The organism is Roseateles rivi (assembly GCF_043555845.1).
GTDB classification, from domain to species: Bacteria; Pseudomonadota; Gammaproteobacteria; order Burkholderiales; family Burkholderiaceae_C; genus Roseateles; species Roseateles rivi.
Genome location: NZ_JBIGHZ010000004.1, coordinates 96,795 through 117,484, shown reverse-complemented (window position 1 = coordinate 117,484; position 20,690 = coordinate 96,795). Strand labels below are relative to the sequence as shown.

General features: G+C 65.9%; 19 protein-coding genes. 3 read left to right on the top strand and 16 right to left on the bottom strand.

What is annotated here, in order from left to right; genetic code table 11:
- The first annotated feature begins 49 nt into the window (after positions 1–49).
- On the top strand, positions 50–748 hold the full coding sequence (locus tag ACG0Z6_RS10805; protein WP_394461227.1) for a glutathione S-transferase: 699 nt from the start codon (positions 50–52) through the stop codon (positions 746–748).
- A 74-nt stretch (positions 749–822) separates the two neighbouring features.
- On the opposite strand, the gene ACG0Z6_RS10800 is transcribed toward ACG0Z6_RS10805, so the two are convergent.
- A complete protein-coding gene (locus tag ACG0Z6_RS10800) occupies positions 823–1,296 on the bottom strand; it encodes an FxDxF family PEP-CTERM protein (protein ID WP_394461225.1) in 474 nt (157 codons plus the stop codon).
- A gap of 246 nt (positions 1,297–1,542) precedes the next feature.
- On the opposite strand from ACG0Z6_RS10800, the gene ACG0Z6_RS10795 reads away from it, so the two are divergent.
- The gene (locus ACG0Z6_RS10795) at positions 1,543–2,766 is read left to right on the top strand and encodes a multifunctional CCA addition/repair protein (RefSeq protein ID WP_394461223.1); all 1,224 of its coding nucleotides are present in this window, start codon (positions 1,543–1,545) and stop codon (positions 2,764–2,766) included.
- A gap of 9 nt (positions 2,767–2,775) precedes the next feature.
- On the opposite strand, the gene ACG0Z6_RS10790 is transcribed toward ACG0Z6_RS10795, so the two are convergent.
- The 8 genes from ACG0Z6_RS10790 to purE are packed head-to-tail and all read right to left on the bottom strand — an operon-like array spanning position 2,776 to position 9,581.
- On the bottom strand, positions 2,776–3,861 hold the full coding sequence (locus tag ACG0Z6_RS10790) for a class I SAM-dependent methyltransferase (protein WP_394461221.1): 1,086 nt from the start codon (positions 3,859–3,861) through the stop codon (positions 2,776–2,778).
- Entirely contained in the window at positions 3,854–4,714 is an 861-nt protein-coding gene (locus tag ACG0Z6_RS10785) for a uracil-DNA glycosylase (protein ID WP_394461219.1), read from the bottom strand. The genes ACG0Z6_RS10790 and ACG0Z6_RS10785 overlap by 8 nt, the downstream gene beginning before the upstream one ends.
- Positions 4,701–5,177 (bottom strand): ribosomal protein S18-alanine N-acetyltransferase, encoded by a 477-nt coding sequence (rimI, locus tag ACG0Z6_RS10780; protein WP_394461941.1) that lies wholly within the window; start codon positions 5,175–5,177, stop codon positions 4,701–4,703. Before rimI ends, ACG0Z6_RS10785 begins: the two co-directional genes overlap by 14 nt.
- Positions 5,178–5,179: 2 nt before the next feature.
- On the bottom strand, positions 5,180–5,905 hold the full coding sequence (gene tsaB / locus ACG0Z6_RS10775; protein WP_394461217.1) for a tRNA (adenosine(37)-N6)-threonylcarbamoyltransferase complex dimerization subunit type 1 TsaB: 726 nt from the start codon (positions 5,903–5,905) through the stop codon (positions 5,180–5,182).
- 8 nt (positions 5,906–5,913) lie between these two features.
- Positions 5,914–6,864, bottom strand: a complete 951-nt coding sequence (locus ACG0Z6_RS10770) for an SGNH/GDSL hydrolase family protein (protein ID WP_394461215.1) — start codon at positions 6,862–6,864, stop codon at positions 5,914–5,916.
- A gap of 21 nt (positions 6,865–6,885) precedes the next feature.
- Positions 6,886–7,869, bottom strand: a complete 984-nt coding sequence (locus tag ACG0Z6_RS10765) for an L-threonylcarbamoyladenylate synthase (RefSeq protein WP_394461213.1) — start codon at positions 7,867–7,869, stop codon at positions 6,886–6,888.
- Between the two features lie 15 nt (positions 7,870–7,884).
- A complete protein-coding gene (locus ACG0Z6_RS10760; RefSeq protein WP_394461211.1) occupies positions 7,885–9,057 on the bottom strand; it encodes a 5-(carboxyamino)imidazole ribonucleotide synthase in 1,173 nt (390 codons plus the stop codon).
- The gene (purE, locus tag ACG0Z6_RS10755; protein ID WP_394461210.1) at positions 9,057–9,581 is read right to left on the bottom strand and encodes a 5-(carboxyamino)imidazole ribonucleotide mutase; all 525 of its coding nucleotides are present in this window, start codon (positions 9,579–9,581) and stop codon (positions 9,057–9,059) included. The genes ACG0Z6_RS10760 and purE overlap by 1 nt, the downstream gene beginning before the upstream one ends.
- 75 nt (positions 9,582–9,656) lie before the next feature.
- Here purE and ACG0Z6_RS10750 point away from each other — a divergent pair, with 75 nt between their 5' ends.
- The gene (locus ACG0Z6_RS10750) at positions 9,657–10,619 is read left to right on the top strand and encodes a tetratricopeptide repeat protein (protein WP_394461209.1); all 963 of its coding nucleotides are present in this window, start codon (positions 9,657–9,659) and stop codon (positions 10,617–10,619) included.
- A gap of 55 nt (positions 10,620–10,674) precedes the next feature.
- Here ACG0Z6_RS10750 and ACG0Z6_RS10745 read toward each other — a convergent pair whose 3' ends face one another.
- From ACG0Z6_RS10745 to ACG0Z6_RS10715, 7 genes are all read right to left on the bottom strand, one after another.
- Positions 10,675–11,541 (bottom strand): DUF3667 domain-containing protein, encoded by an 867-nt coding sequence (locus ACG0Z6_RS10745; protein WP_394461207.1) that lies wholly within the window; start codon positions 11,539–11,541, stop codon positions 10,675–10,677.
- Positions 11,538–12,668, bottom strand: coding sequence for a hypothetical protein (locus ACG0Z6_RS10740; protein ID WP_394461205.1), 1,131 nt, complete (start codon positions 12,666–12,668; stop codon positions 11,538–11,540). Before ACG0Z6_RS10740 ends, ACG0Z6_RS10745 begins: the two co-directional genes overlap by 4 nt.
- A gap of 17 nt (positions 12,669–12,685) precedes the next feature.
- The gene (locus ACG0Z6_RS10735) at positions 12,686–13,582 is read right to left on the bottom strand and encodes a phosphoribosylaminoimidazolesuccinocarboxamide synthase (protein WP_394461202.1); all 897 of its coding nucleotides are present in this window, start codon (positions 13,580–13,582) and stop codon (positions 12,686–12,688) included.
- A gap of 97 nt (positions 13,583–13,679) precedes the next feature.
- Positions 13,680–15,230 carry a methyl-accepting chemotaxis protein gene (locus tag ACG0Z6_RS10730; protein WP_394461200.1) on the bottom strand — a complete coding sequence of 517 codons (1,551 nt, stop codon included), beginning with the start codon at positions 15,228–15,230 and terminating at the stop codon, positions 13,680–13,682.
- A gap of 253 nt (positions 15,231–15,483) precedes the next feature.
- Entirely contained in the window at positions 15,484–16,548 is a 1,065-nt protein-coding gene (fba, locus tag ACG0Z6_RS10725; protein ID WP_394461199.1) for a class II fructose-bisphosphate aldolase, read from the bottom strand.
- A gap of 190 nt (positions 16,549–16,738) precedes the next feature.
- Positions 16,739–18,169 (bottom strand): pyruvate kinase, encoded by a 1,431-nt coding sequence (gene pyk / locus ACG0Z6_RS10720; protein WP_394461197.1) that lies wholly within the window; start codon positions 18,167–18,169, stop codon positions 16,739–16,741.
- 94 nt (positions 18,170–18,263) lie between these two features.
- Complete coding sequence (locus tag ACG0Z6_RS10715) at positions 18,264–20,591, bottom strand: NADP-dependent malic enzyme (RefSeq protein WP_394461195.1); 2,328 nt, start codon at positions 20,589–20,591, stop codon at positions 18,264–18,266.
- Positions 20,592–20,690 lie beyond the last annotated feature (99 nt).

The following is a 20,690-nucleotide window of genomic DNA, read 5'->3' as shown; positions in this document are numbered from 1 at the left end:
GTATGCTGGTGGACACAGCCTGAAACTCTGCGCGCCGCGCCCAAGCCCCATGAAGCTCTACATCACGAACAAAAACTACTCCTCCTGGTCCATGCGCCCCTGGGTGCTGATGCACACCCTGGAGCTGCCGTTTGAAGAAGTCATGGTGAGCTTGGACCTGCGGCCGGGCTCGGCCTTCTACCAAACCCTGGCGCAGCTGGGGCTCATCAGCAAAGTGCCGGTGCTGGTGTTGGACGACGGCACGGTGGTCAACGACAGCCTGGCCATTGTTGAAACGCTGGCCGAGCTCTACCCCGAACGCGGCATCTGGCCCCGCCATGCCGCCGCGCGGGCCCGCGCACGCAGCCTGTGCGCGCAAATGCACGCCGGCTTTGGCGCACTGCGCCAGCACTGCCCCATGAATGTCGAGGCCGATTTGCGCGCCCTGGGTCCGGCGCTGCTGCAGGCGCAGGCCGGTGTGCGCGCCGACCTGGAGCATCTCTACGCGCTGTGGGAAGACGCGCTGGCGCGCTCCGGCGGGCCCTATTTGTTTGGCGAGTTCTGCGCCGCCGACGCCTTTTTCGCACCCGTGGTCATGCGCCTGACCCGCTACGGCCTGCCCATCCCTGCCGCCCTCAGCCCCTACGTCCAGACCCTGGAGCACAACGCGGGCGTGCGCGCCTGGGTGCAAGCGGCGCTGCTGGAGCGGCAGTTCGTCCCCGAAGACGAGCCCTACCGCCGCAGCGCCAGCGACACCCCCAAGCTCTGAACCCCGCACCCACCAACAACAACGCCCCGGCACCTCTGCGGCACCGGGGCGTTGTTCATGAGGGTCTCTGGGGCTCAGTTGCGGCGGCGGCTGCGGCGGGCCAAGAAGCCCAAGGTCATCAAGCCCATGCCCATGAGCGCGTAAGTCTCAGGCTCGGGCACGGCCGTGACGGTCAAGGACCCGGTATAGGCCCCTGCAGCGCCTGCAATACCGTTGATGGTCAGCGCCAGCGGGGTTTGCGTGCTGCCCACCACCGAGGCAAAGAAGAAGCGGTCGGTATTGACGGCGGTGCCAGTCACACCGTTGAGTGACACACCGCTGATCGTGGTGTCTACACCGGTGAGCACCAGCACGAAGTCGTAGGTGCCCGCAGTCAAGCCAGTGAAGGTGATGACATCATCGCCCCCGGCCAGCAAGGGGTTGGTCCCCACAAAGCTCGCCGTACTGCTTTGAGCTGCGAAACTGACGGTCTGGTCTGCCGCGTGAGCGGGAGCAAATGCGGTCAAAGCTGCCATCGCAGCCGTGATCGCCCAATTTTTGTATTTCATGGCTTTCCTTCCTGAATGTAGAAACGCACCTGCAAGCACTCTCTGGCACTTCAGTGACAGGTGGAAAAAGTCTATGAGACACCACTCTTGATACACACCCTGCATCGAAAGGAGCCGCCGCCCCGCATGTGGGACAAAGCCCCCGCCCCAGCCACACTCCAGTCCCTACGCTTCATGACGCCACCTGAAATGTCAGCAACACCAGACCCCAACAACCCGCCAGGCGGCGCGCCAACATCGCCCCCCATGGTGGGCACCTGCTACCGCGTGGGCGGCGCCGTGCGCGACCAGCTGCTGGGCCTGCCGGTGTCAGACATCGACTGGGTGGTGGTGGGCGCCACGCCGCAACAGCTGCTGGACGCGGGCTATCAAGCCGTGGGGCGGGACTTCCCCGTGTTTTTGCACCCCCAGACCCACGAGGAATACGCCCTGGCTCGCACCGAGCGCAAAACCGCGGCGGGCTATCACGGCTTTGCCTTTCACGCAGCGCCCGAGGTCACGCTGGAGGAAGACCTGCGCCGGCGCGACTTGACCATCAACGCCATGGCGCAAGACGAAGAGGGGCGCATCATCGACCCCTGGGGCGGACAGGCCGACCTCGCAGCGCGGCGCCTGCGCCATGTCTCCGAGGCCTTTGCCGAAGACCCCGTGCGCATCCTGCGCCTGGCGCGCTTTGCCGCGCGTTTCACCGACTTTGAGGTGGCCCCCGAAACCCTGCAGCTGATGCGCCACATGGTGCAGGCCGGTGAGGTCGACGCCCTGGTGCCCGAGCGCGTGTGGCAAGAGCTCTCGCGCGGCTTGATGGAGGCGCGGCCCTCGCGCATGTTCCAGGTGCTGCGCGACTGCGGTGCGCTGGCGCGCCTGGCGCCCGAAGTGCAGGCCTTGTTTGGCGTGCCCCAACCTGAGCAGCACCACCCCGAAATCGACAGCGGCGAGCACCTGCTGCTGGTGCTGGACATGGCCGCCCATTTGCAAGCACCGCTGAGCGTGCGCTGGGCCTGTGTGTGCCACGACTTGGGCAAGGCCAAGACGCCGCCCGAGCAATGGCCGCGCCACATCGGCCACGACGCCCGTGGCGTGGCGCTGGCCGAAGCGCTGAGCGCACGCTGGCGTGTGCCCGCGCCGTGCAAGGAGCTGGCCGAGCTGGTGACGCGCGAACACATCCACATCCACCAGTCCCAGGACTTTGGGGCTGAAGCGCGCTGGCGGCTGCTGCAGCGCTGTGACGCGCTGCGCCGCCCTCAGCGTTTTGCAGAAGCCCTGCTGGCTTGTGAGTGCGATGCCCGCGGCCGTCTGGGCCTTGAGCAACGCCCCTACCCGCAAGGAGCACGCCTGCTGGCCGACCTGCAGCGCCTGCAAGCGCTGGACCAGGCCGCCTTGAGCGCGGCCGCCCTGGCACTCGGACTCAAGGGCCCGGCCGTGGGGCGCTATATCGCGCAGGCGCAAATCGAGGCGCTGGCCGCCCCCTGAAGCCTGGCGCTAAAGCGTGTGGCTGCGGTCGCCGTGAGCAAAACCCAGGGCCTCGAACTCGGGCCCGGCCACCAGGCCGATGACCTTGAAGAGCTCGCCCATTTCGTGCTCGGCCAAGAGGCGGTGAGCCATGGCGCGGGCGGGCACATCGGCTTGCTGCATCAACTCACCCAACCCGCTGTTGAGCAAGAAGTGGCCCTGACTGGTGTAGCCCAGCACCGTCAAGCCCGCGTCCTGCGCGGCCAGGGCAATGCCGGTGAAGTTGACATGCGCGGTGATGTCTTTGTCGCCCACCAGCACCAGCGGGTCGCTGTCGGCGCGGTGCTGGTGGTGGCACATCAGCGTGCCGCCGTGGCGCTGCACGTGGTAGTACTCGGCCTCGGGGAAGCCGTAGTCGATGAAGAAGGCCGCACCGCGTTGCAGGTGCTGCGCCAGGGTGCGCATAAAGGCTTCGGCCTGGGGGTGGATTTCGGTCACGGTGCCAGGCAAAAAACCACCCGGCGGCTCGTAGGGCGGGCGCAGCGTCGTGGGCCGGTCGGCCCAGCACAGCGTGCCCTCACGCACGGCCACGCCGCGCTCCTGCCATTGCTCGCCGTCGAAGTGCAAGAGCTGCACAGGCATGGCGTCCAGCACCTCGTTGCCCAGCACCACGGCCTCCAGCGTCTCGGGCAGCTGCTGCGCCCACTGCACGGTCGCTCCCCAGGGCTGCAGGCGCTCGGCCTGGCGCTGCTGCAAATCGGCCGACAGCTCCACGATGACGTAACGGCGCAGCGTCACGCCCAGCGCTTGCAAAGCAAGCAGCACATGCTCGGCCAGCGCGCCCGTGCCCGCACCGAACTCCCAGACCTCGTCCGTGCCGGTCTGCGCCAGGGCCTGCGCCACGCTGCGCGCCAGGGCCTGACCAAAGAGCGGCGACATCTCGGGCGCGGTGACAAAGTCTGAGCCGCCTGCCGGCCCCAGGCCCAGTTTGATGCGCCCGGCGCTGTAGTAGCCCAGGCCCGGCGTGTAGAGCGCCGCAGCCATGAAGTCGTCAAAAGGCAGCCAGCCACCGGCAGCGTCAATCTGGCCGCAGATGCGGGCGTACAGCTCAGTCATGGGTCGGGTCGCTCAGGCGCGATTCGTAGGTGCGCCGCGCCAGGCACAGGTCTTCCCAGGCGCGGGCTTTGTCGGTGAGGTTGCGCAGCAAATAGGCGGGGTGATAGGTGACGATGACGGGCCGGCCGTGCACCTCGTGCACGCGGCCACGCAGCTTGCCCAGCGGCTCGCTGCTGCCCAGCAGGGCCTGTGCGGCAAAGCGCCCCATGGCCAGGATGATGCGCGGGCGCACGAGTTCGATCTGCCGCTGCAAATAGGGTGCGCATTGCGCCAGCTCGGTCGGGTCGGGGTTGCGGTTGCGCGGCGGGCGGCATTTCAGCGTGTTGGCGATGAACACCTGCTGCGCAGCGCTGCCCTCCCCGCGCTGCAGGCCCACGGCGCGCAGCATGTTGTCCAGCAACTGACCGGCGGGGCCGACAAAGGGCTCGCCCTGCAAATCTTCCTGCTCGCCCGGGGCCTCGCCCACCACCAGCCAATGCGCCTTGGCATGACCCACGCCAAACACGGTTTGCGTGCGGGTGGACGACAGCGTGCAGGCCTGGCATTGGCGCACGGCCTGCTGCAGGGCGTCCCAATCCAGGCCCTGGACCTGAATGAGGGGCGCGGCGGCGGCTTGTGCGGGCGGCTGCGGTGCGGGCGCTTTGGCCGGCAGCAGCTCGCGCAGGGGCTGGGCCGCAGGCGGCTGCACACGGGCCTGCACCGGCGCCGCGGGCCTGGGTTGGGCTGGTGCTTCAAGCGCTGGTGCTGCGGGCGCTGGCGCAGCCTCGGGAGCCACCGTGCGCGCTTGCGGGCGCGACCAGACTTTCAGCCCCATGGCGCCCAGCATGGCTTGTTGGCGTTCAGTCCAGACCATGGGAATCCTCCAGCGCCAGTGCCATCAGCACAGCGTCTTCACGCCCATCAACGGCGGGGTAATAGCCACGGCGCAGCCCCAGCTCCACAAAGCCGTTGCGGGCGTAGAGGGTTCGGGCTCGGGCATTGCTCTGGCGCACCTCCAGCCACACCTTGCTGCAAGCGCGGGCCCGCGCCTGCGCCACCAGGTGGCTCAGCATGGCGCGGCCCAAGCCCTGCCCTTGGCGCTGGGGGTGCACGGTGAAGTTCAGCAGGTGCAGCTCGTCCACCACTGCCATGGCCAGGTAGTAGGCCTGCAGCTGAGCGGCGTCGTCGCGCCAGACAAAGGCCAGATAGCCCGCGCTGAGTGAATCGATGAAGTTGCCGCGCGTCCAGGGGTGGCTGTAGGCCGCAGCCTCGATGGGCAGCAGCTCGTCCAGATCAGCGCCCTGCAGGGGCTGCAGCAAGGCTTGCTGCAGCGGCATGTTCACGGGGCCTCCACGGCACGCGCGGCAGCCTGACGCTCGGCGGTGGTCAGCGCCACCTTGTCGCGCAGGTAAAGCGGCAAAGCGTCCTGCGCGGCCAGCCAAGGCCCCACTTGCGCCTGCTGTTTGGCCAGCGACGCCAGTGCAGCTGCGCGCGATCCCGCAATCGGCAGGCAGAGCTGGGCATCGGCTTGCACATCGCCCAGCTCCAGGCCCGTGCCGGTCAAGGCGTGAGGGGTTTGCGGCTGCCAGCGTTGGCGCAGCGCCTGGGGTTCGTAGAGCGCTGGCGCCACCTGCTCGCGCCAGCCCTGGCCGGTCCAGGCGTAGCAGGCTGCGTAGAGCTCGCCCATGCGTGCATCCATCGCCACCCACAGTGGCTGGGCCAGCCAAGCCGCGTCGGGCTGCTGCAGGCGCGCCTGTTCGGCCACCAGCATCAGGCTGTCCAGCGCCAACACCGGCTTGCCCAAACCAAAGGCCAGCCCCTGCGCCACCGCACAGGCGGTGCGCAGCCCTGTAAAGGCACCGGGGCCGCGCACAAAGGCAATGCCATCAAGATCAGCCTTGCTCAGCTGCGCCTGCACCAACAGGGCGCCGAGCTCGGGCAGCAGAAGGTCTGAGGCCCGTGCGCCGCCGGGCAGATCGCGCACCTCATCACCCCGCGGCCCGCATACGGCCAGCGCCAGCGCCTCAGTCGCGCTATCGAGCGCCAGCAAACGGACCTGCGGCATCACCACGCTCAGAAAGGTTGATTGACAGCCTTGGTGGCAGCCTCTGCGCCCACGACGCTGTGCATGGTCGGGCCCCAGGCGGTATCGGTGGCCCACAGCCAGGTCGCGGTGGTGGCACCGCTGACCAAGGTCTTGCTGGTGCAGTCCAACACATCCACCGTAGACAAGCAGGCCGCCTGGCTGATGTTCATGCCGGCCGTGTAAGCAGGCACGGTGAAGTTGCGGTAGAGCCTTTCGTCCGCCAACACCAACGCAATAAGGTGGCCGTCATCGATGAGGTTCAGGCGCAGCTTGGCATTGAACTTGATGCTCAAGTCGTTGAGCAGCTTGGCGCGGTCAATATCGGTTTTGTTGGCTTTTTCGTTCACGCCAAAGGGCGAAAAGCCCATGTCAGGAATGGTCGTGATGAGCACACGCCCACCAGCACGCGCCACGCGGTTGACTTGCTCAGCCGCCCGTGCGCCGCGATCGCCCGCCTCGGCCAAGAGGGTGTCGACACTTTTGGCGGGGTACTGCGCGTAGAGCTCCAGCACGTCGTTGGCACCGACCATCAGCGTGACCAAGTCGGTCTTGCGGAAATCGCTGGTCTTGAGGTGGGTGTCAATCTGCTGCGTCACCTCGGCCACGCGCGCACCCTTGGCGGCGTACATGATGCCTGCCGTGGTGCTTGCATTCGTCGGGTTGCATTCCTTGAAGACGATGCCAAACGCTGAGGCCACGGACTGCACCCAGATCGGGTTGAGGTCGCATTTGCGTGCGGCAGGCGGGGTGTCGGTATCAGCCGACAAGCCATTGACGGTGTATTTGCGGCCATCTGGCAGCAAGGCGCTGTGCTCGTCACCCAAGACAATCATGCGCTGGGGCTTGAAGGGCTCGATCTGGCTTCCGCCACCACCGCAAGCCGTCAACAAGGCGCTCAAGCTGAGCACCAAGCCCAGGCTACGCGTCACACTCTTCATGCCATCTCCAATCAGTTGCACTCAAGCTGCGGGGCTGGCAAAAGCTGCCGCAGCACGTGTCAAGCGGTCCCGCACACCATCCCATTCAGAATCTGAGGGCGGGATTTCAATCCAGATTTCCTTCGCGCCAAGCGCGTCGAGCTCGCGCAACGCTGCAAACAACTCGTGCGCCGCCGCAGCCGCCTGCGAGGGCATGCTGCGCCGCCATACCGCCTGCGGCAGAGCGGTGCGTGAATATACCGCCACCCCTGCGGCCGCGCCGTCGCCCAGCCGGGCTTGAATCTGTGCCGCGCTCATCAGACGCACCAGCGCCTGCGGCGCATAGTGCGCCTCCAGCGTGCCCGAGGCTTTGGGCGCGCTGGCATCGGCCTGCGCCAGCACCTCGCCCGCCGCGGCTTCAATTTTTGCGCGCGTCAGCAGGCCTGGGCGCAGCAGCACCGGCGCGCCACGGCTGCAGTCCACGATGCTGGACTCAATGCCCACCTCGCAAGCCCCTCCGTCCAGAATGAGCAGCTCAGGCCCAAACTCGCTCGCCACATGCTGGGCCTGTGTAGGGCTGACACGCCCGAAGCGGTTGGCGCTGGGCGCGGCCAGGCCGTAAACACCTTGGCGCGCGCAATCGCGCAGCAATGCCTGCGCGATGGGGTGTGCCGGGCAGCGCAGGCCCACCGTAGGCTGACCACCAGCCGCCGCCGTGGCCACGCCTTCGCGGCGGCGCACGATCACCGTCAACGGCCCGGGCCAGAAGGCTTGCATGAGACGGCGCGCGACTTCGGGCACCTCGGCCGCGAAGTGATGGGCAGCCTCCGCATCGGCCACATGAACAATCAAGGGGTGGTCAGCCGGGCGGCCTTTGGCGCTGAAGATGTGCGCCACGGCGGCATCATCGTCAGCCCGCGCGGCCAGGCCATACACCGTCTCGGTCGGGATGGCGACCAACTGGCCCTGCACCAGGGCATGGCTGGCCTGAGCCAGAGCCCCGGGGGCGGCAGCGTCGAGCAGCATGATGTCGTCCTCGCCTTATTCCAGCGGCGGCAGCCCCAGCAGGCGCGCCGCAGCCTGCGCGCTGGCACGCGTAGCTTCGGCGCTTGCGGCGCTGATGTTCAGATGCCCCATCTTGCGCCCAGGCCGAGCCTGGGCTTTGCCGTAGAGGTGCAGCTGCGCACCGGGCAGCGCCAGCACGCCCGCCCAATCGGGTGTGCGCTCCTGGCCTTGAGCGTCAAACCACAGGTCGCCCAGCAAGTTCAACATCAGCACCGGGCTTTGCAAACGCGGCTCCCGCAGGGGCAGCCCGGTGAGTGCACGCACCTGCATTTCGAACTGGTCGATGTCGCAAGCGTCCATCGAGTAGTGGCCGGAGTTGTGCGGCCGTGGGGCCATTTCGTTAACCACCAAAGCGCCATCACCCAGCACAAAGAACTCCACACACAGCACGCCCACATAGCCCATGCCTTGAGCGATGGCGACGGCCGATTCACGCGCCTGGGCCTGCAAGGCTGCACTGACCTGGGGTGCGGGCACTTCGGTCACAGCCAGAATGCCGTCACGGTGCAGGTTTTGCTGCACGGGGAAACACACGGTCTGGCCGTTGCGGCTGCGCGCCACCAGCACGCTGAGCTCCAGCTGCAGGGGCAGCAGCTGCTCGAGCACGCAGTCCACCTGGCCGAGTTCGGCAAAGGCTGCGGCCAGCTCGGCACGGTCGCGCACGCGGCGCTGGCCCTTGCCGTCGTAACCCATGCGCGCGGTTTTCAGGATGCCCGGCAGCAGCGCGTCAGGCACCTGCTGGACGTCGTTGGGCTGGCGCAGCACGGCATAGGGCGCGCAAGCCACGCCGCTGGCCACGAAGTGGGCTTTTTCAGCCACCCGGTCCTGGCAGATGGACACACAGCTGGCGGCAGGCGCCACCCAGGTGTGAGCCGCCAGCTGCTGCAGCGCCTTTGCAGGCACGTTCTCGAACTCGGTGGTGATGGCGTCGCAGGTCTGGCTCAGCTGCTGCAAAGCGGCGTCGTCGAGGTAGTCCGCGCACACATGCTGGTGCGCCACGGCGCCCGCGGGGCTGTCAGCATCGGGGTCCAGCACCACACAGCGGTAGCCCAGGCTTTGCGCGGCCTGCACAAACATGCGGCCCAACTGCCCACCGCCCAAAACACCCAGCGTGGCCTGACCGGGCAGCAACACGTGCTCTGCAGCCATCAGCGCAACTCCTCGGTCATGGCCGTGGCAACTTGGGTCTGGCGCAGGCGGAAAGCGGCGAGCTTCTCGCGCAGCACGGGGTCATGGTGGGCCAGCATGGCCACGGCAAACAGTGCTGCATTGCCCGCACCGGCGGTGCCGATGGCAAAGGTGGCCACGGGGATGCCCTTGGGCATTTGCACGATGGAGTGCAGGGAATCAACGCCCTGCAAATGGCGGCTGGCCACGGGCACGCCCAGCACAGGCACAGGCGTTTTGGCCGCCAGCATGCCAGGCAGGTGGGCAGCACCGCCAGCACCGGCGATGATGGCCTGCAGCCCGCGCCCTTGGGCGGCTTCGGCGTAGGCAAACATCTCATCGGGCATGCGGTGAGCCGAGACGACGCGAGCCTCGAAAGGCACCCCGAAGTCGGTGAGAATGTCGGCGGCGTGTTTCATGGTTTCCCAGTCACTGCTGGAACCCATGACCACACCCACAAGGGGAGATCCGGCGGGAGATGCGGCGCTGCTCACGGCTCGCTCCATAGACGTCAAACCTTGAATTGTAGGCGGCCGCCCTCAGCTGCCACAGATTGGCCGCCACACACCTGACCGCAAACCATGATCGACATCACCCTACAGAACTTTGAGGCCGAGCTGATTCAGGCCTCCATGCAGCAACCCGTGCTGCTGGACATCTGGGCGCCATGGTGCGGTCCTTGCAAAAGCCTGGGCCCGGTGCTGGAAAAGCTGGAAGTGGCCTACGCTGGGCGCTTCCACCTGGCCAAGCTCAACAGCGACGAGCAGCCCCAAATCGCCACCCAGCTCAGCCAGGCCTTTGGCGTGCGCTCAATTCCGTTTTGCGTGATGTTCGTCGGCGGCCAGCCTGTGGACGGCTTTGTCGGCGCCCTGCCCGAAGCGCAGATTCGCGAGTTCCTCGACCGCCATGTGCCCGGCGCAGAAGCCCTGGAAGCCGAGGAAGAAGTGGCCGAGGCTGAAGCGCTGCTGGCCGAGGGCAACACGGGCGCGGCGCTGGACAAGCTCTACACCGCGCTGCAAACCGACCCCAACAACGAGACGGCACGCTTTGACTTGGTGCGCGCGCTGCTGGAGCAAGGCCAGCTGAGTGCAGCCATCGAAGTCTTCGCGCCCGTGGCGGCTCAGGCAGCAGACACCCTGACACCGCACGCGCGCTTTGCGGCCCTGGGCGTGTGGCTGAGCGCCGCACAGCGCCTGTCTCAAGGCCTGGACGAGAACGCATTGCGCAGCGCCATTGCCACCAACCGGCGGGACTTCGAAGCGCGCTTTGCGCTGGCCCAGGGCCAGCTGGCACGCGGCGAATTCACCGCCGCCATGGACGAGCTGTTGGAAATCATCATGCGCGACAAAGCCTGGAATCAGGAGCTGGCGCGCAAGACCTATGTGGCCATTCTGGAGCTCATGAGCAAGCCTGCCGCAGCCGCCCACAACACAGCCTCGGCGGCCCCCAGCGGCAGCCTGCAACTGGCAGGCCACGCCCACATCGCCCCCGCAGACCCCCTGCTGGATCAATACCGCCGCAAACTCAGCATGGCGCTGTTCTGACGCAACGCTGCGCCGTTCCTCGCGAGCGGCTTGAGCAGCCCCAAGCGGGGGCTACTCAAGCCAGAAGGCCGGCGCTCAAAGCAAACACCAAGACAGCCGCGGGCACCAACACCAAGTAGTGGGCCGCCGCCACACAGCTGGCGCGCAGCAGCGTCACACCCCAGCGACCGCCGTAAACAGCGCGCATGGCCAGCACGGGGTAGAGATTGGCCCAAAGCAACAAGAACCAAGCCAGGGCCGACACGGGCAGCAGGCTCAGCCACAGCATGCCGTACCACGCGGCGTGCAAGTGCATGGCAAACACAAAGTGCGCGCCGTAGGAGATTCGGCGGCGGCGGTAGACCAGGGCCAAAATCCCCGCAAACACCGGCAGCGAAGCCAGCACCGCCCAGGGCGCCATGCCCAGCAGGCGTGCATGCAGCCGCTCGGCCTCGGCTTGGGGGTTTTTCACCCAGCGCTCTGTCACCGCCTCAAACGCAGACTCAAACCAGCCCACCTGCACTTGGCCGATATCGCCAAAAGCCTCAAACGCTGCGGCCTGGGCCTGCGCTGGGGTGGCCTCGGCCGCGCCAACTTGCACCGACACGGCAGGCCCGCTGGAATCTACCCACTTCAGGGTCACGAAGAACACAAAGCCCAGCGTCAGCAGCAGGCGCAGTGGCAAAACATAGCGCTGGCGCCGCCCGGCCAAGTATTCGCGCGTCAAAAAACCGGGGCGGCACAGCAGCCAGACCAGGCTCTTCCAGAGCTTGCCCTCCAGCGCCACGTAGTGGTTGGCGAACTCGTGCACGAACTCCCACAGCGTCGGCGGGTGCTCGGCCACGTCTTGCCCACAAGTCGGGCAATAGACGGCCCGCTCGGGCAGAACGGTATGGCAATTGCGGCAAGCCTGCGGCGTGAGCGCCGCGCTCGTAGCGCTCATGGCTCCTGCGGCTGCAGCAAGCCCGCCCCCATGAGCAAGGCCCGGATGCGCACCTGCTCAGCCGCGAAGTCGGCCCAGCACTGGTCCGCCAGTTGGCGATGTTGTGCAGCGCGATCATCCAGGCCCAAGCGGTTGTAGACCTGGGTCAAGCGGCTGTGGGTGATGGCGCGATCGTCCAAATCGCACTGCGGGTCGAGTTCGATTTCCGCCTCTTGGGCCTGGCGCAGCGCGTGGTCGTGCTGGCCACAGTTGACGCGGCACCAAGCCAGATCCGCCAGCAAGCTGCTCCCCAGACGCGACAGGCCCATGGACATGGCTTGCGGCAGGTACTGCTCGAAGAGCTGGCAGGCCTGCTCGTAGTCGCCATAGAGCGTCAAGATTTGCGCACGGAGTATGGGCGTGAGATCGGCCATGCTGGCCAAGCCCAGGGCCTGGTCGTAGTGCTCGACAGAATCAACTCCGAGCAAAAGTTCGCGCCCCTGACCAGGCACGCTGGAGAGGGATTCATGGCGCGCCTGCGCAGCGCGCATCTCGGCCATGTTGTACATGACGGCCGAGAGCATGGCGTCGTCGCCCTCCAGGCTGGCATGGCGACGGGCGCGCATATACCAAGCCTGTGCCGTGCCAGCGTCGCCGGCGTAGTGCCAAGTCAGCGCCACCGCCATGGCCAAGCGCGCACGCGCCACGTGGTTGTCTGGCGCGGCACAGCGCAGGCAATCGGCAGCCTGCACCAGCAGTTGCTCGTAGTCGTGGGCCACATAGGCCAGTTGGGCCAGCCAGGCGCAGCACAGGGCTTCGACCTCGGCCAGATTGGCGCCTGGCGTAGCGCGCGCAATCTTGAGCGCCCGCGCGATTTTGTCGCGCGAGGTGGAGCCAAAGTCGGTGTAGTAGCTCATCAGCCCTTCGGCCAGATGCAGCCAGGCCCCAATCTCAGGGTGCGGATGCTGGAAGGCGAGCTGGTGCAGCCCGGTAAGGGTTTCACGCGCCTCGGCCAGTGCACCGTGGCGCGCCAGCAGCATGGCGCGCTTGGCGCGGGAGCAGGCCGACAGCACCGGTGTGGGGGCTGCAGCAATGTCCCGCTCCAGTTGCTTGAGCAGGCGAGACTTGATGAGGGGCGGTGGATTCAAGCAAGCCTCCTTGCGCGTCAACGGGTCAAACGTTCCAGAGCTTCTTGATACTTCTGAGCGGTCTGGTTGATCACTTCGGCGGGCAGGGCCGGTGGCGGCGCCACCTTGGCCCAGGGCTTGCCGTCGAGCTGGGCTTGCTCCAGCCAGTCACGCAAGAACTGCTTGTCGTAGCTCGGCGGGTTCGCGCCTTCCTGATAGCTCTGGGCCGGCCAGTAGCGCGAGGAATCGGGGGTCAGCACTTCGTCCATGAGCGTCAAGGTGCCGTCGGCGTCCAGACCAAACTCGAACTTGGTGTCGGCAATGATGATGCCCTTGGTCAGCGCAAAGTCTGCTGCGCGCTGGTAGAGGGCGATGGAGATGTCGCGCACGCGCTGAGCCAGCTCAGTGCCGATGAGGCCGCAGCAGCGCTCGAAGTCGATGTTCTCGTCGTGCTCACCCATCTCGGCCTTGGTGGCGGGCGTGAAGATGGGCTGGGGCAGCTTGGAGGCATTGCGCAGGCCTGCGGGCAGCGCCACGCCACACACCGTGCCCGTCTTTTGATATTCAGCCCAGCCGCTGCCGGCCAGGTAGCCGCGCACCACGGCCTCGATGGGCAGGGGCTTGAGGCGCTTGACCAGCATGGCACGGCCCCGCACTTGGTCTTGCTCTTGCGCGCTCACCACAGACAGAGGGTCTTCCCCCGTGAGGTGGTTGGGGACGATGCCCTCGAGCTTGTCAAACCAAAACAGCGCCATCTGCGTCAGCAGCGCACCCTTGCCCGGGATGGGCTCGTTCATGATGACGTCAAAGGCCGAGATGCGGTCCGACGCGATCATGAGAATGCGGTCGTCGCCGACCGCGTAGTTTTCGCGCACCTTGCCTCGTGCGATCAGGGGCAATGAGCTCAGGTTTGAGGTGTGCAGGGCGGTCGACATCACAAGCGAATCCAAACAAGGAGTTCGGATTCTAGGCTGCATCCCACCTCAGCTTGAGGCGCAGCAGCACGCCCCTGCACACACAAGGCCGACGCAATCAGCGCAGACGGAACACTGCCACCGCCTGCACCAAGGCCTGGGCCTGGTTTTTGAGGCTCTCCGCTGCCGCCGCGCTTTGCTCTACCAAAGCCGCGTTCTGCTGCGTGGCCTGATCCATTTGCTGCACGGCCTGCCCGACTTGGTTGACGCCGGTACTCTGCTCAATGCTGGCCTGGCTGATTTCGCCCACGATGTCGGTCACGCGGCGAATCGAAGCCACGATTTGATCCATCGTCTCGCCGGCTTTTGACACCAGGCTGGTGCCCTCGTCCACACGCTCCACGCTGGTGGTGATGAGGGATTTGATTTCCTTGGCGGCTTCAGCGCTGCGCTGCGCGAGATTGCGCACCTCCCCAGCCACCACCGCAAAGCCGCGGCCTTGTTCACCGGCACGTGCCGCCTCCACCGCCGCGTTGAGCGCAAGGATGTTGGTCTGGAAGGCAATGCCGTCGATGACGCTGATGATGTCACTGATGCGTCGGCTGCTGTCGTTGATCCCCCTCATGGTCTCAACGACCTGGCCCACGACAGCGCCGCCCTCTGCAGCCACGCTGGAGGCCTGCATCGCCAGCTGATTGGCTTGGCGGGCACTGTCAGCGTTGTGCCGCACAGTTGTGCCAAGCTCATCCATGGTGGCCGACGTTTGTTGCAGCGAGCTGGCCTGCTGCTCCGTGCGCCCCGACAAATCTTGGTTGCCCATGGCGATTTGCTGGCTGGCGGTGGCCACGCTGTCGGCGTTGTGGCGCACGGTGCCCACCACATTGGCCAGCGAGGTCTGCATTTCGCGCAACGCGCCGAGCAGGGGGCTGAATTCATCGCGCGCCTGATCCTGGATTTGCGTGCTCAAGTCACCATCGCGCACGCGCTCGATCACTTCCTGCGACTGCCGCACACGGCCCTTGAGCGCCGCACCCATGTACCAAGCGAATGCGCCCAGGCCTGCAATCACCGCCACGATCATGCCCAGCAGCACATACAGCGTCGATTGAGCTTCGCGATCCACGCCGTCGAGCTCCTCCACCAAGCGCCCCTGCTGATAGACCACAGCGTCACTCGCTGCCTTGAGCAGGGCATTGCGCGCCGGGATGGTCTTGTCCACCAAATAGGCAAAGGCCTGCTCGCGCTGGCCTGCTTGAATGAGCTGGATGTTGGCCTCACCAGCCTCCCAGAACTTGCTCACCAGAGGCGGCCAGGTCGCAAACTGCTCACGGGCGGCAGGGGTGGAGAGATTGCTCTCGTAATCCTTGATCAGGCCCTCGATGACTTTGCGCTTGACCGCCACATCCGCCAGCGTGTCGGCCTGCTCCTTGGGCGTGCGCGAGAGCATGGCATGCCGAAGCTGCAAAGACACCCGCGTGATGTTGAGCTCCACCTGGGCCACGCGCTGCAGCTGTGGCACCCGAAGGGACTTTGTATTCACCGCCGCAGCGCTGACGCTGTGCATTCTTTGATAGGCGAAGAAGGCCGTACCCAGCAAGGCCAGCGCCAAAACCGCCACCAATGCATACATGCGACCTGCAATGCCAAAACCGGGTGCCGTCGTTGCCATCGTTGTTCCTTTCAAGGTCATCTCACCCCGCCCGACACGGGGGGCATGAACTGTCGAGACCATGATCGGATTGCGGGCACTTTCTTGCAGTGAGATTCCGCACACGCAGCAGCAACAAGCCACCACGGTTTGTGCCTTGCGTGCAAAGCGACACACACAGCACACAACATGACACAAAGAAAAACCAGGCCCTAGGGCCTGGTTTTGTGCGCCACCTCACAGTAGGCGGCAGGGACTGGAGCGGATTGAGCGCTTATTGAACGATTTGGTTGAGCTCGCCGCGCGCGTAGGCGGCAGCCATGTCGACCAAATTGCGCGGCTGAATCTTGCCAGCCTGGCCTTCGCAACCGAACTCCAGATAGCGTTGCTTGCACACCTGCTTGGCGGCTTCGCGGGCAGGCTTGAGCCACTCGCGCGCATCGAACTTGTCGGGGTTCTCGAACAGGAACTTGCGCACCGCGCCAGTCATGGCCAAGCGGATGTCGGTGTCGATATTGATCTTGCGCACACCGTACTTGATGGCTTCCTGGATTTCCTCCACGGGCACGCCGTAGGTTTCCTTCATCTTGCCGCCGAACTGGTTGATGATGGCCAGCAGCTCTTGGGGTACCGACGAGGAGCCATGCATCACCAAGTGGGTGTTGGGGATACGGGCGTGGATTTCCTTGACGCGGCTGATGGCCAGGATGTCACCCGTGGGCTTGCGCGAGAACTTGTACGCGCCGTGGCTGGTGCCGATGGCAATGGCCAGAGCGTCAAGCTGCGTGGCCTTCACAAAGGTAGCGGCCTCTTCGGGGTCGGTCAGCATCTGGCTGTGGTCCAGCTTGCCTGCGGCGCCAATGCCGTCTTCCTCGCCCGCGTCGCCCGTCTCCAGATTACCCAGGCAACCCAGCTCGCCCTCGACCGTGACGCCCACTTTGTGCGCCATCTCCACCACGCGGCGCGTGACGTCGACGTTGTAGTCAAAGGAGGACGGCGTCTTGCCGTCTTCCATCAGCGAACCGTCCATCATCACCGAGCCAAAGCCCAGGTCGATGGCGCCCTGGCAGATCTTGGGCGAGGTGCCGTGGTCTTGGTGCATCACCAGCGGGATGTGCGGATAGGCTTCCACGGCCGCCTGGATGAGATGCTTGATGAAGCTCTCACCCGCGTACTTGCGGGCACCGGCGCTGGCTTGCAGGATGACGGGCGCGCCGACTTCATCGGCCGCGGCCATCACGGCCTGCACTTGTTCGAGGTTGTTGACGTTGAATGCGGGAATGCCGTAGCCGTGCTCTGCAGCATGGTCCAGCAGCTGGCGCATAGAAACGAGGGCCATCACGATCTCCTGAGATAAAAATCCGGGCAGCGGGCTCAGAAGATCGCTGTACTTCGTATTGTTGCGACCACTGTAACCACGCTGTAACTCGGCGAAGATTCTAGCCGCGGGCCGACAACACCAAGGCTGCGGCGCGTGGCAGAACTGGTCAAGAAATCATGCCGGGGCGCTCCGCACAGCGCAAAGGCGCTCACTCCACGCGGCAGACCTTGAGCATATTGGTGCCGCCAGGGTAGCCCATGGGCTCGCCGCAGGTGATGGCGTAGGTGTCGCCGGGCATGAGCACGCCCTTGGCCACCAGGATGCGCTCTGCCGCTTTGAGCGCGGTGTCGCGGTCGTCCAGGCGCTCCATCAGGAGCGGACGCACATTGCGGTAGAGCGCCATCTTGCGCTGGGACTGCAGCGTGGTGGTCAGCGCATAGATGGGCACATGGATGCGGTGGCGGCTCATCCACAGCGCCGTGGAGCCCGATTCGGTCAGCGCCAGAATGGCCTTGCAGCCCAGGTGGTGGGCCGTGAACAGCGCGCCCATGGCGATGGACTGGTCGATGCGACCGAACTGGCGGTTGGCAAAGTCGGTGTCCAGGGTGACGAACTCAGCGCCCTCGGCCTCTTTGGCAATGGCGGCCATTTGCTCCACAGTCTCGATCGGGTATTTGCCAGCAGCCGTCTCCGCCGACAGCATGACGGCGTCCGTGCCGTCGAGCACCGCGTTGGCCACGTCAGACACCTCGGCGCGCGTGGGCACGGGGTGGATGATCATGGACTCCATCATCTGCGTGGCGGTGATGGCCACTTTGTCGAGCTCGCGCGCCATGCGGATCATGCGCTTTTGCAGCGCGGGCACGGCGGCATTGCCCACTTCCACGGCCAAGTCACCGCGCGCCACCATGATGCCGTCGCTGGCCTTCAAGATGGCTTCCAGGTGCGGAATGGCTTCGTAGCGCTCGATCTTGGCAATCATGCCGGGCTTGTGCCGCCAGGGCTCGCCGGCCACGTTGGCGAGCTGACGCGCCATTTCCATGTCCGTGGCGTTCTTGGGGAAGCTCACCGCCAGGTATTCGCACTGGAAGGCCATGGCGGTTTTGATGTCCTCCATGTCCTTGGCCGTGAGCGCTGGCGCCGTGAGGCCGCCGCCTTGCTTGTTGATGCCCTTGTTGTTGGAGAGCTCACCGCCGAGTTTGACGATGGTGTGGACTTGCGCGCCTTTGACGGCCTCGACGGTCAGCACCAGCAAGCCGTCGTTGAGCAGCAGCGTGTCGCCAGGTTTCACATCGCGCGGCAGCTCTTTGTAGTCCAGGCCCACGATGTCGTCGTTGCCCAGCTCGGTGCGCTCGGCGTCGAGGATGAAGGGGCGGCCGGGCACCAGCTCGATCTTGCCCTGCTCAAACTTGCCCACGCGGATCTTGGGCCCCTGCAGGTCGGCCATGATGGCCACTTCCTTGCCCACGCGAGCCGCCACTTCGCGCACCAGCGCGGCGCGGTCGATGTGGTCTTGCGCCTTGCCGTGGCTGAAGTTCAGCCGCACCACGTCCACGCCGGCGCGGATCATCCGCTCCAACACCTCCGGCGAGGACGATGCGGGGCCCAGGGTGGCAACAATTTTGGTAGCTCGGGACATGGGGTGATCACGATGAAACTTGGTTACACCGATTATGCGCCCCAAGCCCACCCAAGCGGGGTTACAAGCGGGTTACGCCCGCTTGCTGCTCACATCAGAGCCGCGTGGCGGCCACATCCGCCGCGGCCAGCGCGGTGATGTTGACAATGCGGCGCACCGTGGCCGAGGGCGTCAGGATGTGCGCAGGCCGCGCCGCACCCAGCAGCACCGGGCCCACCGTCACGCCCTGACCGCCCACGATCTTGAGCACATTGAACAGGATGTTGGCCGCGTCCAGCGTGGGCAGCACCAGCAAATTGGCCTCGCCCGTGAGCGTGCTGCCGGGCAGGAAGTTGCTGCGCACGGCTTCGGACAGCGCCGCATCGCCGTGCATCTCGCCATCGCTTTCGATGTCGGGGTGGGCTGCGGCGAAGAGCTCGCGCGCCTGGCGCATCTTCAGCGCCGAAGGCCGCTGGCTGGAGCCAAACATGCTGTGCGACAAAAAGGCCACTTTGGGCGGCAGGCCAAAGCGCTTGAGCTCTTCGGCGGCCAGGGCAGCAATCTCGGCCAGCTGCGCGGCATCCGGGTCGTCGTTGACAAAGGTGTCGGTGATGAAGAGCGTGCGGCCTTCGAGCATGAGCGCGTTCATGGTGGCGAAGGTCTGCACACCGGGCTTCAAGCCGATGAGGTCGCGCACATGCTCCAGATGCCCGTCAAAGCGCCCCACCGTGCCGCACACCATGGCGTCAGCATCGCCCAAATGAATGGCCAGCGCGGCGATCAGGGTGTTGGAGCGGCGCACCGCGGCCTTGGCCATTTCGGGCGTGATGCCGCGCCGGCCCATGAGCTGGTGGTAGGCCTCCCAGTAGCGGCGGAAGCGCGGATCGTTTTCGGGGTCGATGATGGCCACATCCTCGCCCAAGCGCAGGCGCAGGCCAGCGCGCTCGATGCGCGTGCGCACCACCTCGGGGCGCCCGATGAGGGTGGGCTGCGCCAGACCTTCGTCCAGCACCACTTGCACGGCGCGCAGCACGCGCTCGTCTTCGCCCTCGGCGTAGATCACGCGAGCACCCTGCCCTTTTTGCGTCTCGGCCTTGGCCGTGGCAAACACCGGGCGCATGAACATGCCGGTTTGGTAGACAAAGCGCGAGAGCTGCTCGCGGTAGGCCGCCATGTCGGCAATGGGCCGCGTGGCCACGCCCGACTCAGCTGCGGCCTGAGCCACCGCGGGCGCAATGCGCAGAATCAGGCGCGAATCAAACGGCTTGGGAATGAGGTACTCGGGCCCGAACACCAGCTCCTGCCCCGGGTAGGCCGCCGCCACTTCCGGCGGCGTTTCGGCCTTGGCCAAGGCGGCGATTTCACGCACGCACGCCAGCTTCATGGCTTCGGTGATCTTGGTCGCGCCGCAGTCCAGCGCGCCGCGGAAGATGTAGGGGAAGCACAGGACGTTGTTGACCTGGTTGGCGTAGTCCGAGCGCCCGGTGGCGATGATGCAATCGGGCCGCACGGCCTTGGCCAGCTCGGGGCGGATTTCCGGCTCGGGGTTGGCCAGGGCCAGGATGATGGGCTTGGCGGCCATGGTCTGCACCATGTCCTGCGTCAGCACACCCGCCGCGGAGCAACCCAGGAACACGTCCGCGCCTTGCACCACATCGGCCAGGGTGCGCGCCGTCGTGTGCTGGCAGAAGCGGCGCTTGGAAGCGTCCAGCTTCTCGGCATCCGCGCGCTGGTCTTGGATGACGCCCTTGGAGTCGCACACAAAGATGTGCTCGCGCTTGACGCCCAGGCCCACCATCACATCCAGGCAGGCAATGGCCGCAGCTCCCGCGCCCGAGACCGCCAGCTTCACGCTGCCGATGTCTTTGCCCACCAGCTCCAGGCCGTTGAGCAGCGCGGCAGCGGAGATGATGGCCGTGCCGTGTTGATCGTCGTGGAAGACGGGAATGTTCATGCGCGCCGAGAGTTGCTTCTCGATGTAGAAGCACTCGGGCGCCTTGATGTCTTCGAGGTTGACGCCGCCCAGCGTGGGCTCCATGGCGGCAATGATTTCAACCAGCTTGTCGGGGTCGCGCTCGGCCAGCTCGATGTCAAACACATCGATGCCCGCGAACTTCTTGAACAGGCAGCCCTTGCCCTCCATCACCGGCTTGCCCGCCAGCGGCCCGATGTCGCCCAGCCCCAGCACAGCCGTGCCGTTGGTGATCACGCCCACCAGATTGCCGCGCGAGGTGTACTCGGCCGCCAGTTGCGGGTCTTCTTCAATGGCCAAGCAGGCATAGGCCACGCCGGGCGAGTAAGCCAGCGACAGATCGCGCTGGTTGGACAGGGGCTTGGTGGGCTGCACCGCAATCTTGCCCCGGCTCGGGGCTCGGTGGTATTCCAGCGCTGCGTCGCGCAGAGCCGCTTCAGCGGCGGTGAGGGTGTTTTTGTTCTGTTCCATGCGACGGCGCCTCCTGCCCGGGTACTGACACAAATAGGGCCGCACAGCTTACTGCCCAGGCTTGGCCGCGGCGATGCCAATGCCTTTGGGAGCCATGCA